The 13,610-nt window shown below is 67.3% G+C and carries 15 protein-coding genes; 7 read left to right on the forward strand and 8 right to left on the reverse strand.

All coding sequences use genetic code 11. From position 1 onward, the window contains the following. Positions 1-68: 68 nt before the first annotated feature. The 4 genes from ACFQRE_RS16320 to ACFQRE_RS16335 all read left to right on the forward strand — a co-directional run bounded on the left by ACFQRE_RS16320 (position 69) and on the right by ACFQRE_RS16335 (position 3,702). Complete coding sequence (locus tag ACFQRE_RS16320; protein WP_380124426.1) at positions 69-1,391, forward strand: sensor histidine kinase; 1,323 nt, start codon at positions 69-71, stop codon at positions 1,389-1,391. Next, positions 1,388-2,038 (forward strand): response regulator transcription factor, encoded by a 651-nt coding sequence (locus ACFQRE_RS16325; RefSeq protein ID WP_380124428.1) that lies wholly within the window; start codon positions 1,388-1,390, stop codon positions 2,036-2,038. Before ACFQRE_RS16320 ends, ACFQRE_RS16325 begins: the two co-directional genes overlap by 4 nt. Positions 2,039-2,146: 108 nt before the next feature. Beyond that, positions 2,147-3,424, forward strand: coding sequence for an oxygenase MpaB family protein (locus ACFQRE_RS16330; protein WP_380124430.1), 1,278 nt, complete (start codon positions 2,147-2,149; stop codon positions 3,422-3,424). Continuing rightward, the gene (locus ACFQRE_RS16335; RefSeq protein ID WP_380124432.1) at positions 3,421-3,702 is read left to right on the forward strand and encodes a hypothetical protein; all 282 of its coding nucleotides are present in this window, start codon (positions 3,421-3,423) and stop codon (positions 3,700-3,702) included. Before ACFQRE_RS16330 ends, ACFQRE_RS16335 begins: the two co-directional genes overlap by 4 nt. 25 nt (positions 3,703-3,727) lie before the next feature. Here the strand turns inward: ACFQRE_RS16335 and ACFQRE_RS16340 are convergent, their stop codons facing one another. The 6 genes from ACFQRE_RS16340 to ACFQRE_RS16365 all read right to left on the reverse strand — a co-directional run bounded on the left by ACFQRE_RS16340 (position 3,728) and on the right by ACFQRE_RS16365 (position 8,437). Next, positions 3,728-4,663 carry a hypothetical protein gene (locus ACFQRE_RS16340; RefSeq protein WP_380124434.1) on the reverse strand — a complete coding sequence of 312 codons (936 nt, stop codon included), beginning with the start codon at positions 4,661-4,663 and terminating at the stop codon, positions 3,728-3,730. A gap of 20 nt (positions 4,664-4,683) precedes the next feature. After that, entirely contained in the window at positions 4,684-5,244 is a 561-nt protein-coding gene (locus ACFQRE_RS16345; RefSeq protein ID WP_380124436.1) for a DUF6318 family protein, read from the reverse strand. Between the two features lie 142 nt (positions 5,245-5,386). Beyond that, positions 5,387-6,112, reverse strand: coding sequence for a hypothetical protein (locus ACFQRE_RS16350; protein WP_380124438.1), 726 nt, complete (start codon positions 6,110-6,112; stop codon positions 5,387-5,389). Positions 6,113-6,348: 236 nt separating this feature from the next. After that, positions 6,349-6,648, reverse strand: a complete 300-nt coding sequence (locus ACFQRE_RS16355; RefSeq protein ID WP_380124440.1) for a hypothetical protein — start codon at positions 6,646-6,648, stop codon at positions 6,349-6,351. Positions 6,649-6,703: 55 nt separating this feature from the next. Next, positions 6,704-7,627 (reverse strand): NYN domain-containing protein, encoded by a 924-nt coding sequence (locus tag ACFQRE_RS16360; RefSeq protein ID WP_380124442.1) that lies wholly within the window; start codon positions 7,625-7,627, stop codon positions 6,704-6,706. A 9-nt stretch (positions 7,628-7,636) separates the two neighbouring features. Beyond that, complete coding sequence (locus ACFQRE_RS16365; RefSeq protein ID WP_380124444.1) at positions 7,637-8,437, reverse strand: ceramidase domain-containing protein; 801 nt, start codon at positions 8,435-8,437, stop codon at positions 7,637-7,639. Positions 8,438-8,656: 219 nt separating this feature from the next. Here ACFQRE_RS16365 and ACFQRE_RS16370 point away from each other — a divergent pair, with 219 nt between their 5' ends. Further along, positions 8,657-10,252, forward strand: a complete 1,596-nt coding sequence (locus ACFQRE_RS16370) for an HNH endonuclease signature motif containing protein (protein ID WP_380124447.1) — start codon at positions 8,657-8,659, stop codon at positions 10,250-10,252. Positions 10,253-10,384: 132 nt separating this feature from the next. On the opposite strand, the gene ACFQRE_RS16375 is transcribed toward ACFQRE_RS16370, so the two are convergent. Beyond that, positions 10,385-10,954 (reverse strand): PadR family transcriptional regulator, encoded by a 570-nt coding sequence (locus ACFQRE_RS16375; protein ID WP_380124449.1) that lies wholly within the window; start codon positions 10,952-10,954, stop codon positions 10,385-10,387. A gap of 49 nt (positions 10,955-11,003) precedes the next feature. On the opposite strand from ACFQRE_RS16375, the gene ACFQRE_RS16380 reads away from it, so the two are divergent. Beyond that, positions 11,004-11,783, forward strand: a complete 780-nt coding sequence (locus ACFQRE_RS16380) for an alpha/beta hydrolase family protein (RefSeq protein ID WP_380124451.1) — start codon at positions 11,004-11,006, stop codon at positions 11,781-11,783. 67 nt (positions 11,784-11,850) lie between these two features. Here ACFQRE_RS16380 and ACFQRE_RS16385 read toward each other — a convergent pair whose 3' ends face one another. Next, the gene (locus ACFQRE_RS16385) at positions 11,851-12,774 is read right to left on the reverse strand and encodes an oxygenase MpaB family protein (protein WP_380124453.1); all 924 of its coding nucleotides are present in this window, start codon (positions 12,772-12,774) and stop codon (positions 11,851-11,853) included. Between the two features lie 105 nt (positions 12,775-12,879). Between ACFQRE_RS16385 and ACFQRE_RS16390 the strand changes: the two genes are divergently transcribed. Continuing rightward, positions 12,880-13,602 (forward strand): SprT-like domain-containing protein, encoded by a 723-nt coding sequence (locus tag ACFQRE_RS16390; RefSeq protein WP_380124455.1) that lies wholly within the window; start codon positions 12,880-12,882, stop codon positions 13,600-13,602. The last annotated feature ends 8 nt before the right edge of the window (positions 13,603-13,610 follow it).

Raw genomic sequence — 13,610 nt, forward strand, 5'->3', positions numbered from 1 at the left:
AGATCCGGTATGGCGTGTTCAGCCATTCGGTGGACGCGTATGTCAGTGCCGGGCTTTACTTTGGGCACATGACCGCCATCCCCGTCCCGCCCCGCCCTTCAGGGGTGGAGTTGTGGCGGTCCCGGTTGGGGAGCCCGAAGTGGCGGACGTGGTGGCTGTACTTCCCGATCTGCTTCTGCAGCTCGATGGTGGCCGCGATGACGTGGGACACGCGGCGGACGGGAGCGGTTGCCACAGGGACCGCAACCGACATCGCCATGTTGGTCTTCCTCATCGGGGCTCTCGCTGGTGTCAGCCTGGTGTGGCGCCGGCGGTTCCCTGAGCTCGTCGTAGTCGTGACGAGTGCCATCGCGCTGTTCCTTCCGCTGGACCCCGTGCCCGCGTTGATCGCTCTTGGCTCTCTGCTCGTGCGGCGCCTGGACCCGGTGGCTGTGGGTCTGGGTGCCCTGGTGAGTGTCTCGACGTTCATCTCGACGTGGAAGGACACTCGGGGCACGTCGAATGCCGCCTCGTTCTGGCAGGCCCTTCGCGGTGGCGAGGTGGATGCGACCCACGAGCCGTTCTCGGTTGTGGCAGTCCTGGCACTCACGTTCGTGCTCGTAGGGGTGGCCGTGGGGTTGGGGTTGCTGATCCGCTACCGCGATCGCTTCACGAACGCGCAGATCGTGGTGGAGAAGCAGCAGGTCGTGGTGGACACCTTGAGTGACGAGGTCGCGCGCCAGTCGGATCGTGAGCGCATCGCCCAGGAGGTGCATGACGCCCTGGGGCACCGGCTTTCGCTGCTGTCGTTGCACGCTGGCGCATTGGAGGTGACGTCGGGGGACAACCCTGGGGTCGCTGAGTCGGCTGCTCTGGTGCGTGCAAATGCGCAACAGTCGATGGCGGACCTGCGTTCGCTGCTCGCGATGCTGCGTCAGCCGGATTCACCCGATGTGGCTGCCGCAGTGCCTACGCTGCGCGACGTGCCGGCGCTCATTGACGAGACAGTCGCGACGGGCGTGAACCTCGTGTCCACGGCACAGCTCGAAGGCATCGGTCGGCTCGACGAGACCACGAGTCGGAGCGCGTTCCGCATCACGCAGGAGCTGCTCACGAACGCCCGCCGTCACGCGCCGGGCATCGGGGTGCGCGTCCTCGTTCGGGCGACACCGGAGTCCGGCGTCGAGATCGAGGTGGCCAACCATCTGCCGGCCGACGTGGCACTGGAGTTCCGCCCGGGAAGCGGGCTGGACGGCATACGCCACAGGGTGTTGACGCTCGGCGGTGACTTCCGATGTTTCGTCGACGACCGACGGGTCTTCCGTGTTGCCGCGCGACTGCCGTGGGTGTGGGCAGCCGACCTCGGGTCCGCCTGGACGCCCGGTGATCAGGTGGAAGGAGAGACCCGATGACGCGCGTTCTGCTCGTGGACGATGACCCCTTGGTGTGCGGAGCCCTGGAGACGATGCTCGGGTCGGCCGAGGACCTTGAGGTGGTCGGCAGCGTCAACGACGGCGACCAGGTGATCGAGGCGATCCACCGCCATCGGCCTGACATTGTCCTCATGGACGTACGAATGGCGCGGCAGGACGGCATCACGACCACCGCTTCTTTGTCTGCCTTGGCGTCACCGCCGAAGGTCATCATGCTGACGACGTTCGACCACGACGACGTGATGTTGCGGGCGGTGCATGCCGGTGCGGCAGGGTTCCTCCTCAAGACCGCGAGCCCGCTCGACATCATCGCGGCGGTGCGCTCCGTGGCTGCGGGCGAGGGCGCGTTGTCGGCGCGCAGTGCCCGCCAGGTTGTCGAGCACCTTCAGTCCGATCCGGCGCGGGATTTGAGGCGAGCCGCCGAGGCGCTGGTCGCGACATTGACCGATCGCGAGAGAGACGTCGTGCGGTGTGTTGCACGCGAGATGACGACGGCGCAGGTTGCCGCTGAACTGTTCCTGGGGGAGGCCACAGTGAAGTCGCACCTGGCCCGGGCGCAGGACAAGCTCGGTGCCCAGAACCGAGTCGGAATCGGCATCATCGCCGACCGCGCCGGCCTGGTCTGACCTGCGCACGGGACGTCCGGCGTTCGCCCGCGTTTCCCTGCGGCACACGACATGCGTGATCCGGCTCCTCGCAGGCGGTTGGAACACGGCTGAGGGGACACTGGGGCCATGAGCGCGAGCCGCGACGTCGAGGCCCCACAGGTACCCACGCGGCATCGTGAGGCCGAGACGCGCGGGGAGCGGATCGCTCGACCCTTGCGGATGATGACGGGCTTGCGCGAGCCCGCTGACGAGGCTCTGCTCGACCGGCTCGGGGCCGGGCTCATGGAGCGCGACGAGTTCGCCCATGATCTGGCCGTCGCGATGCTCCTTCGTGTTGGTGCACAGGGTCGCGTCAGCCGGGCGCAGTGTGCGGCTGCTCTCGGGAGCGGACTCGAGGCTGTCGGCGATGATGCGCCGCCGGCTCTGGCTCGGTTCATGGAGGCAGTGAGTGCGACGCCGTCCTGGGTCGACTGGGATCTGGTGGATCGCGGCGCCTCGGTCTTCAATCGGCTGGGGCGCAACGCTGGTGACGTCCTGCTGATGCTGTCGCTCACGGGCGGCTACCGGTTCGGTGGCCCGCCGGACCTCCTCGTCGCGACGGGTGCCCTGACGGGGGACTCAGCGATGCAGCGCCTTGCCGAGACGCAGCACTGGGTGCTCAGCCTCATGGTTCCTGGCGCGTTGCAACCTGGCGGTGACGCATGGCGCCAGACGTTGCACGTCCGGGTCATGCACGCCATGGTCAACGCGACCTTTGAGAGCTCACCTGACTGGGACGTCGCGCGTTGGGGCCTGCCGATCAACCAGACCGACCAAGCGGGGACGCTCGGCCTCTTCGGCGCGACAGTGATCCTCGCCAGTCGTGGCCTCGGCGTTCCCATTGCGCCGGGTGACGCCCGCGCCTTGCTGCATCTGTGGAAGTACGTCGGATGGCTCATGGGCGTTCACCCCGATTTCCTCAGCGACGTTGAGCGAGAACGCAATTGGCTCAACCTGCACATCCTGCTCGCGGCGGCCGACCAGACCGACGCGGGTCGTGAACTCGCCCGAACGATCGTCCGCGTACAGCCCGACCGGCGGTACGGTATACCCCATCCGTTGCTGTCTCGAGCGCGCGGACGGTATGAGCAGGAGCGGTTGCTCAGCATGCTCACCGTCCTGCTCGGACCGGCGAGCATGCGTGAGTTGGGGCTGCCGCTGCGGCCTCCCTGGGCGTATGCCGCCCGCCTCGCGACCAACGTCTGGAGTCACCGTGTCGTGGGTCGGCTCCCTGGTGGTCGCGACGCGCTTGAGCGGCGCGGGCGGGCGGTGCAGCTGCGGGACCACTCGACATACTTGCCGGTCGGCACCAAGGACGGTGTCGCCGATCTGCCGGATCGTCCGGCGCGAAAGGTCTTGCCGTGACGACGCGTACACGTTCTTGGTGGGGCTGGGGCAACGTGGAGGACGCAGTGTCCGGTGAGGAGGGCGCTGTGTTGGTTGCTCGTGTGGCCGCGCCCACCAGCGCGTCATACGCTGCGCCACCCGAGACGCCGTGCAGCGCCAGACCCGCGACGAGGGAGGGCACGTCCTCGGGCGAGAGGCCGATCACCGGCAACGTGATCCCGGCCCCGACGGACATCCTCAACCCCAGACGGCTCATCGACCCGGTCGGTCGTCTGCCGGCCGCGGCCAGCGGGTAGGTCACTACTGCCGACTGGTGTGGGTCTACTGGCTCCCGTACAAGCGGGCCTTGGCCTCGCGGATCTGAAGCGTGACGACGGGCTCGTCCTGAAGGTCTGCGACACCGCCGAGTGGAATCCAGTTTGCGCCACCGTTCACTCTGTATGAGCCGGTGAGTTCCGCGTCGACCTTCACCGCCGCCTCGCTCGGCTCCTCGTAGCTGTGTTGGATCTTGCCCTCGGGATATGGCCCACCAAGATCGTTCGTCCGACCTGAGGAGGCCCCGTCACCGAAGTCATAGTTGTAGGCCGCCGGGTCAATCCGAAACTCGATCGACCATGAGAGCAGTTGAACCTTCGGGCTGATATCACCCGGGCCGAGCCCTCGAGAGGGCCACTGCGCCTCGAAGTAGGTCGGCAAATTGACAAGCGTGACGTCACCCTCCGGTTGGATGTTGACTGTCGGTTTGGCAAAAGGAAGTGATCGGAATGCCTCAATGATCTGTCCCTGCGTCGGAATCGCAGGCGGAGGCTGCGCGCCTGGCGGGAGGTCTCTTGGCCCGCAAGACACCCCGGTGAATTCCCAAGGGCCGCCCGTGCGGAGTCGGCGGTAGACCCTCAGCTCGGGTTGGGCGCCGTCTCCCTCTTCGGCGCAAGCTGCGGTGGCTTGTTCACATGACTCTCCGGTGATCTGACCAGGAACAAGGTTCCCAGCATTGCCCCCTGGACAACTGTAGGTATAGGCGTACTCGTACGGATCTGGCTTGAACACCACAGGTTCGGGCTTCTTACCTCCGTCGTTCGAGCGACCCCGCGGACGGTCCTTCGGCTTGATCGGCACGCACTTCGCTGCAGTGTTAGCTGACGTGTTGCCGAGCGCAGATCTGGCCTTTGCCAAGCGGAATCCTGCCGGGCACGGGCTAGCGGCCTGGGCTTGAGATGTCATGGCGAAGCTCGCCGACACGATGACCGTCGCGATCAATCCAGAAATGCTTCGACGCATCATCGCGGGCCCACCGCCTTGACCTTCCAGCCGTTTTCCCAGACCAGGTCAACTCGAAAAGAGTCCTTTCCGGGTTCACCTGGGGAGACAGTTTCTCCTTTTGCGTTCACGCTCGGGACGTCAGCCACGTCGACGTAGACGTCAACGACGGTTCGGTCGGGGAAGGGCTGGGTCTGAGCGCCAGTGATCGTGAAGGATGGGCGTGGTTGACGTTGGCCGTCCGACTTGGCGGCCTCGACTGTGTTCGCCGCTGTTTGGCAATTTGTGCACGATCTCTGTGCGTATGCAGTGATGGCTGAATTGTCGAGCGTGACGTATGCCCGGTCCACTTCAAGGATGTAGAACCGTGCGAATGCCACTGCCCCGGCGTCAGTCTGCGCCCTAGCCGCGGCCGGCAGCTGGACGCTGGTGGTTGAAGTGGGTGACGGACTAGACGTACTCGTCGTCGACGCTGTTGACGACGCCGAAGCCGTTGCTGTTGGCGTCGGGTCTTTGTCGCCGCCGTTGCAGCCGGCCAAGAGCAGCGTGACTGCCGTTGCGGCGGCGACGGCATACGTCATCGTCCTGCGTGACTTCATCGTTCGGAACCCCTCCATCGTGCGGTGCCCGGCAGCCACTCAGAGGGGCGCGAGGCATCGTGTCTTGTGATCCAGAGTAGAGAAATCGGCGAGTTTCGCCACTTGAGCAAGTGGGTGAAGCGGGTCACGACCGCGCCACCGCCTTGAGCCGGTCGGCAATGGCGGCAGCGTCCTTGGTTGACGCGCCATACAGTTCCACGACGAACGGCCCGACGCTGAAGATCGACTGCTGCACCGTCTCTGGTTTCGACTGGCCGGTGTACTGGGAGGTTGCCGTGATCGTGAATCCGCCGTCACCGAGCGCAGAATCGGTGATGCCGGTGACCTTCCCGGTCGCGACGTGGGTCCCCTTGCTCCTCGTGTAGCGGCCCTTGCAGCCGCCGAACGTTGCCCGTGCCTGTGCCACCTTGGCCTTCGCGGATGATGTGTCGGCGAGTCCTTCAGCAGAGACCACACCGAGGTACTGAGGCGCCTCAGCGCTAGAAGGGTCTTCCACCTCGCTGGGCACTTCGGTCTGAAGCAGCGCAATCGCCGTCCCCCCAGGCAGGAAGGTCTTGGACGACGACGCACACGGCTGTGACGGCGAGCGGTTCTCGCGCACACTCACTGACTGTCCCTGGCCCGCGCTCTTTACGAGCAGCATCTTGGTAGCCACGAGCCGGTTGGCGTCCGTGATCGCAACATGCTGCTCGGCAGCGAACGGCACCGCCTGAGCCATCTCTGTGAGGCACGACGTCACGGTGCTCAAGGCGAGCTGGGCCGTGGCGGAGTCTGCCGTGCAGTGCAGCAACACGTTCTCGACTCGTGCCGCCCCCATGGCCGAGTGCCGACCCGTTCCCAGGATGGTCAAGTTCTCTCTCGTGCGCACCATCGATCTGGCGGCCCCGGGTACAGGTACTTCATGAGTCGTGAACGGTATGTCGTTGCCCGGACAAGTCGACCTACCGTCGAGCTTCTCGTCGGCCCACTCGATGGTCGGCCGGGAGGAACCGAGGACGACGACCTGTGCCTGCGTCTGGCCGACTTGCACGGATTCGCCCCCTGCAGACCCACTGGCATCACTCTCGCTCGATTCCGGGTCCATGCTCAGGGCCGACCACCTTCCGCGTCAGCCGGGGCCTGTTCAACGGAGGCGCCACAGAAGTTCATGGCGTAGAAGTCGTCAACGAGGGGTTCTGCCGCCCTTTCGTCCGGAAGTCTCTGACCCACCGCTGCGATGGCCTTGGCCTGCTTGTGTGTCACCTCATACGCAGGCTGTGCGTATGCCGTCGCGCTGGCTGTCGCCTTCGCCTCACCTTCCGGGGAGTCGGCTTGCGAACAGGCGCCGAGCGGAAGGGAAGCCGACAGGGCAAGGGCGGCAACGGCATACGCGCGCTTCGAAGTCATGCACGGAGTCTCGCCAAAATCGCGAAACCGACCGCAGAGTTATCCCCAGGTGCGCTCAGCGCAGCCGAACTGTCAGCTGTCCGTTGTCCTTGGACTGGTGCTCCACGGCGTCGCTCTGAGCCTCAATGAAGGCCTTGAACGTGGAGTACCCGAGCGACTTCTCCTTGAACGTCGAGTCCATCCTCTGCATCTGTTGCTTCACTGACGACGCCTGCAACCAGCCGTCATCGCTCTTCTCCGCTCCGACGCGTACCGCCCGGACGAGAAGTTCGGTCGCCCTCGCTTGAGCCTTCTCAGCCTTTGTGAGCGCCTTGACGACAGGAGGTGCAGTCTTCTTCGCAGCCGCAGCCTTCTTGGCCGGAGCCTTCTTCGCGGCCGCCGCAGCCGGCGCCACCACCTCCGTCTTCTTCGGCGGCACGACCGTACGCACGCCCGGCAGGTCGCCGTAGTCACTGAACTCGTCACACGCAGCGACCAGCGCCCGACTCGTCGACCCGGTCACCCCGATGCCCACGACGAACCGACCCATGCGGCGGCACCGTTGCGCCAACGCGATGTAGTCGGAGTCCCCAGCGACGATCACGACGTGCGTCAGGTCCGCGTGATCGACCAGGTCGTTGACCGCGTCGATCGAGAGCCGGATGTCGGCGCCGTTCTTCGTCCCCGACGTGGCAAAGAGCTGCACGAGGTCCACGGCGCGGTCGATGAGCTGCGTGCGATACGCGGCGTTGGCCGGCACGGACCAATCGGCATACGCCCGCGTCAGCGCCACCGTCCCGAACGACGACGCGTAGTCGATGATCGCGCCCAGGTCGACCATCGCCTCCGCCAGGCGCTGGTCCACGACGTCGCCACCTCCGGGGCGATGGTCACGCGCGTTGTCTCGCCGCCATGACCCGGCCTCGTGCAGGTTGTCGTAGCGGGAGATGACCATGTTGTCGAAGTCGAGATAGACGGCGACGCGGGTGCTGTCTGGCATGGCCTGACCCTACGGCCGCGCGCTCACGTAGTAGCGGAAGAGCAGCCACGCAGCCACCGCGTCGAGCACGTGCCAGACCGCATGGGGTTGCAGCAGCGACTGCGGCTCACAGAGCGGGCCACCGTCCTTGCCGGTGTTCCAGATCGCGAATGCGGCGAGCAGCGTTGCGACAGAGGCGAATCCCCATCGCACGTCGAGTCGGTTGGTGCCTCGTGTCCGCAGCACGATCTCCATCACGAGGCCCGCGAGCAGCAGGACGGCGAACACCGCGTTGCCGGCGGTCATGACCACCGGCACGTCCGCCGACGTGAACTCCGCAATGGTGCACACCCCGAGCGAAGCGGCGAAGAGTCCCGCGAAACCGGCGGCCGGGAGCGCAAGGAGCCGCGCGGCGGCATACGCCATGACGAAGGACGCGAGCAGATACATGCTGTAGACGTCGAGATGGCCGCCGATGGCGCTCTGCGAGGCGTGCATTGCCGCGCTACCGGGGCCGAGCAGAACCACCACGACGGCGTATGCCGTCCCCAGGCTTGCGCTCATCGTGCCGCTTCCGCGGCGGGAGACGTGCCAAGCCGCGGCGAGCCCGGCGACGACGAAGCCGAGGTTGCTGAATGTGTTGGCGGGTTGCTTGACGAGCGCATTGCGGGCCTCCTCGCAGAAGCTGCCGCCGCGGCCGACGTCGGGGCCGAGCCAGCCGAACGTGAGTGAAGCAGCGAACAGAGCGACGGAGATGATGGCGATTGCCCCGGCGATGACCAGCGGCCGAGGGCCGGTTCTCGGGGTCACTGGGGGCTCGGGGAATCGCATGGTTCCCAACGTGGCACACGTCGATCGATCGCGTCGTGAGTTGGCTGTCAGTGGCTCCGTCTAGGTTGGTTGGTGAGCGTTCTTCGGTGGTGCTGGGCCGGGTGGGTCGGTCGTGAGTTCGGCTGGGGGAGTGTGGGATTCGCTCGGAGGCGGGCGTTGTCGGAGTGGCGTTGTCAGTGGTTGCCGATAGGTTGAGATCAGTCGTTGGAGGAGGGATCGATGGACGAGCAGCAGCAGGCTCCCGCCACGCCATTGCGTGGGGTGCTGAACGCTGCTCGCGATGGGCTCGCCGGCGTTGGAGACGCCATCTCCTCGCTTAGCGCCAGCGATCTCGCGGAGCTCATGACTCTGGCCGACGAAGTGAAATCCCAAGCCGCGGCCGCGCAGGTGCGCGTCACGGCGGAGGCGTGCCATCGGGGCGAGTTCGCCTCGGCTCGGCGCGGGGTCGGGTCCGTGCATTCGTGGGTGCGCGAGCACGCTCCGTCGCTGCGTCAGGGTGGCGCCGGGCAGGTCGCGCAACTCGCACAGGAGGCGGCAACGTCGACCCCGGGGGGACTGTGGTCGCGGGGCGGTCCGGAAGGCGGTGCCTTTGCCGACGAGAACCGGCCGGAGGGGATCGTGTGGGGGCGCGTGGTCTCCGGTGAAGTGGGAGCGGGGCTGGCGCTCACCGCACTGCGTGAGGTGGCCCGGATGAAGGACCTGCTCACCGAGGAGGCCGTGCCGACGGTGACCAAGGCGATCCTCGACCACGGCGTCGAGTGGGGACCGGCCGAGGCACGCAAGATCCGCCCGAGGCTGCTGGCGAAGTACGGCGTGGAGGGCGAGTTCGACGACAAGCAGAAGCGACTGCGCCCCGGTGCGTTCCTCTCCAGCCCGATCGTCGCGGACGCAGACCTGACGGAATATCGGATGGCGATGACTCCCGCCCAGGCCTCGCGGCTCGAGGCTGCGATCGGGCCGATGTCGAAGCCGGCGCCCAACCCCGACACTGGCGAGGCCGACCTGCGCTGCTCAGGTCAGCGGCGGGTGGAAGCCCTCGACGCCGTGCTGACAGGTGCCGCCTCAGCGGATGGCGCGAACAAGGATCCCGGTGCCGCAGCCACCGTCGTGCACGTGACCGTCACGTTGGCAGAGCTGCTGGCGGGATTGGCTGGAGTGACTGGCGGCACGGGGAGCGGTGCCGTGCTGGGATCGCGCGCGCACCAGACCATGCTCGCCCCGTCCGTCGTGCGCCAGCTGGCCTGCGACGCGGACGTCATCCCGGTGGTGCTCGGCGCGGACGGCGAGGTCGCGGATCTGGGGCGCGTGACGCGCCTGTTCACGCTGGGGCAACGCCGCTTCCTCTGGCACCGCGACCGGCAGTGCACGTTCCCCGGCTGCACGGCTCCTGCGGCCTGGTCCCAAGCGCACCATGTCGTGCACTGGGTCGACGGCGGCCCCTCTGATCTCTCCAACGCTGCGCTGCTCTGCCAGCGTCACCACACCCAGGTCCACGAGCAACGCCTGATCGCGGTGGTCCATCCGCCGGACGAACACGGCCGATCCATCACCTGGGACCTCAGCCCGGGGAGCTATGACCGACATCTGCCCGGGCGGCAGGCCGAATTTGCCCGAGCTCGGGAGCGAGATGAGGCACAACGTCGCCGTCGCCGACTCAACACTGCCCCGTCGGAAGGGTGGGAGCACGCCATCCCCGAGTTCGAGCTGCTCGCGCTCGCCGACGAACTCGAAGCCGAACATCTCGCGAGGTGGGAAGACGACGCCCTGTGGCGGGAACGGGAAGAGGAAGCCGCCCTGTGGGACGTCCCGGCCTGACCTGACCCGTCGGGCCGCGGCGTCCGCAGCAAGGCGCCCACTGGCCGATAGTCGATAGTCGGTGGCAGGGGGCAGGGGGCAGGGGGCAGGGGGCAGGCGGCTGGTGGCAGGCGGCAGGTGGGTGGGGCGTGTTCAGCGAGACGCGGACTCGAGGCGTTCGCGCATCCAGTCGCACCACTCGACGGCAGCACGTCGCGTGCGCACGCCACCCTCGAGGGTGAGCACGCTCGCGAACTTCGGCTTCGTCGGATCTGCTGCCTCCGGGTCGCCGTCCAGCTCGGCCAGTTCGACCTCATAGGCAGCCAGCCGCTCCGCATGCGCAGCTCGCGCTTCGGCAACCAACGCCAATGCAGCGTCCTGATCGAGGAGCCACATGTTCCACAGGCGCAACGTCTCGAGGTCGCGCACCGGTTGGGGTTCGAGTTCGCCAACCACCCACTCCCGCAACGCTTTCCGCCCACGTGCGCTCACGGCATACCGTTTCGTTGGTCTGGGACCGGCACCCTCGATGACGGTGTGCCGCACGAAGCCTCGTGCTTCGAGGCGCGCGAGCTCGGGGTAGATCTGGCCGTGGTGAGCACTCCAGAAATAGCCAACGGGCCGTTCCATGCGCCGGGCGAGCTCGTAGCCGGTGCTCGGGCTGCGCGCCAGAAGTCCGAGCAGAGCGAATCCGAGGTTTCCCGTGGACTCCTGGCGTGACATATGTATATATTGACATATGAGGCGATGTGGCTGGGTGATGGTGGCGGCAATGCTCGCTGTGTCGGGATGTGGGGCGGGCGAAGCACCACGAGGTGCTGCGAAGGCGAGCGCGGAGCAGGAGGCCGCGCCAGCCCCGACGCGATCCCTTCCCAGGACGGTCGAGGCGCGCTGCAAGATTCCGGCCAAGGGTGACGTTGTGCAGGTCCCGGCTCCGGGAGGCATGCTCAGCGCCGGAGTCGTGGGGGAGGGAAAGGTCGGTGCCGTCCTGCTCCACCAGACGTCAGGCGCGGGATTCTGCGGGTGGGCGACCTATGGGCAATGGCTCGCCGACAAGGGCGTCAACGTCGTCATGCTCGACGTCTGCAACTACGGCCAGTCCCAGTGCGACGACGCGCTCACCAAGGACTGGGTGGCCCAGATCAAGGCGGGGATCGACTTCGCGCGCAGCCGTGGCGCGACCACGGTGACCGTCGTCGGCGCCTCGCTCGGGGGAGTCCTGGCGCTGGGTGCTGGCGAGCAGGCCGGCGCGGACGCCATCGTCAACCTCTCAGGGCCGAGCGAGTGGGAGGGAGTTCCCGATGCCATGGCTGCGGCGAAGGCGACGACCGTGCCCCTGCTCATCTCTGCGGCCGACGCGGACACAGGCATCGAGGTGGACGTCCTCAAGGCGGCGGTCGCGGCAAGTCCGGCGGCGCACAAGAGATACGTTCCGATGCCCGGTGAGGCTCACGGGTGGACGGGCATCAGCAACGGCATGAGCATCGACCCCGTCTTCGAGCCGCTGGCGACGACCGTCCTCCAGTGGATCCAGGGCGACTACGGGCACTAGGGCAACACGGAAACCAGCGCGACCAGTGCGCACAGCCGTACGGCGGGATGCGGCGGGGCTCTGCGGCCTATCCCGCGCGATCGGCTGCGGCCACGGCGCGTACGTCCCTCGGATCGGTCATCGCCCACCTCACAGCCGACGTGGCGGCGCCGCCCAACGGCCGGCCCAGCACTCGTTCGGTCACCGGCAGCCACGGCAGGCGCAACGGCCAGCGCGCCCATCGGGGGAGCAAGGACACCGCGCCGGCGGCGAGGGCGGAGTACCCAGGTCGCGCCAAGATGGGCAGCGGCGGGTGCACCAGGAGGAAGCGCGCGGCCTCTCGGGCTTCGGGGGTGGACTCGAGCTCGGGACGGTAGGCAGCAATGGTCGCCTCGAGCGCGGCCGTCGTCAGCGGTGGATCGATGACGCCCAACCGTTGTGCGACGACAGCGGTCTGCTCGACGTAGAGATCCGCCTCGATGTCCGTGAGTGGGTGCGCGGCATACCGCTGGAACGAGGTGAGGAAGCTGTCCACTTCGGTCACATGGACCCACTGGAGTAGGTGCGGGTCGCTCGCGGCGTAGGGCCGCCCGTCAGCCGCCTTCCCACGCACCCGCTCGTGGATCGCGCGCACCCGGTCGATCATCACGTCGGCATGCTCGATCGTCCCGAACGTTGTCGTGGCGAGGAATTCACTCGTCCGTTGCAGCCGTCCCCACGGGTCGCCCTTGAAGCCCGAGTGTCCCGCGACGCCGGCCATGGCGAGCGGGTGCAGCGACTGCAGCAACAGTGCGCGGATCCCGCCGGGGAACATTGCGGCGTCGGCGTGGACGCGCCAGATCGGGTCCTCGGGGGTGAACCACCGCTCGCCCTCGGCGCCCCAGATGACGGCTGCCTTGGCTGCGGCGTCATCCCCCGCGACCCTCGAACGCAGGGCCGTGGCCAAACCCTGGCGGGCTCGCGAGGACCACCCGCCCTGGGTGGATTCGTCCTTGTCGGTCGAGCTCGTCATCTCTGCACCTCATGGCTTTGCCGGATACCGTGACAGTAGCCGCGGGGCCTGACAGCCTCATGGACGGAACAGGCGCTGTCAGTGGTGGCTGGTTTCCTTGGGGACATGGAGATCTCACCGGCCCTCGCACTCGGGCGCCGCCTGCTGCGGGAGCACGGGCTGGAGCACTGGAACGTCACGACCGACCGCGCCAAGACCAGAGCTGGCGTATGCCGCTTTGCCGCCCGCACGATTTCCCTCAGCGCTCCCTTGACTCGCCTTCACGACGAGGTCGAGGTGCGCGACACGATCCTGCATGAGATCGCCCACGCCCTCGTGGGACGCGCACATGGTCACGACGACGTGTGGCGCGCCAAGGCCATGGCCATCGGGTGCTCCGGCGAGCGCACCGTCTCCACGGAGGCGCCCAGGGTTGAGGGCCCTTGGCGCGGGGAGTGCCCCGAAGGTCACCACTACACCAGGCATCGTCGGCCGGGTCGGGTGATGAGCTGTCTCAGGTGCAGTCCTGAGTTCGATGCCGCGGCACTGCTCACGTGGACCTACCAGGGCAAGCGAGTCGACATGGGCGAGGCCTACCGGGCCGAGCTCGACCACATCATCGAAGCGCGAGGCGTGGTGCACGCGCGCCCGGTCCCGCGTGTGGCGACCTCTGCGCGGTCGTCGTTCCCGATTGGCGCGTTCGTGCGCATCGTCGTGGACGGGCCGATGAACGGTGAGATCGGCGAGGTCGAGGCGGCCTTCGCGACGCGCAGCCAGGTGAGGGTCGGCGACGAGCTCTATGCCGTGCCCAACGAGCTGCTCGCCAGCGCCGAACTCGTGGCCAGCTGAACCTCGGT

The organism is Knoellia pratensis (genome assembly GCF_042666395.1).
In the GTDB taxonomy this organism is placed as follows: Bacteria; Actinomycetota; Actinomycetes; order Actinomycetales; family Dermatophilaceae; genus Knoellia; species Knoellia pratensis.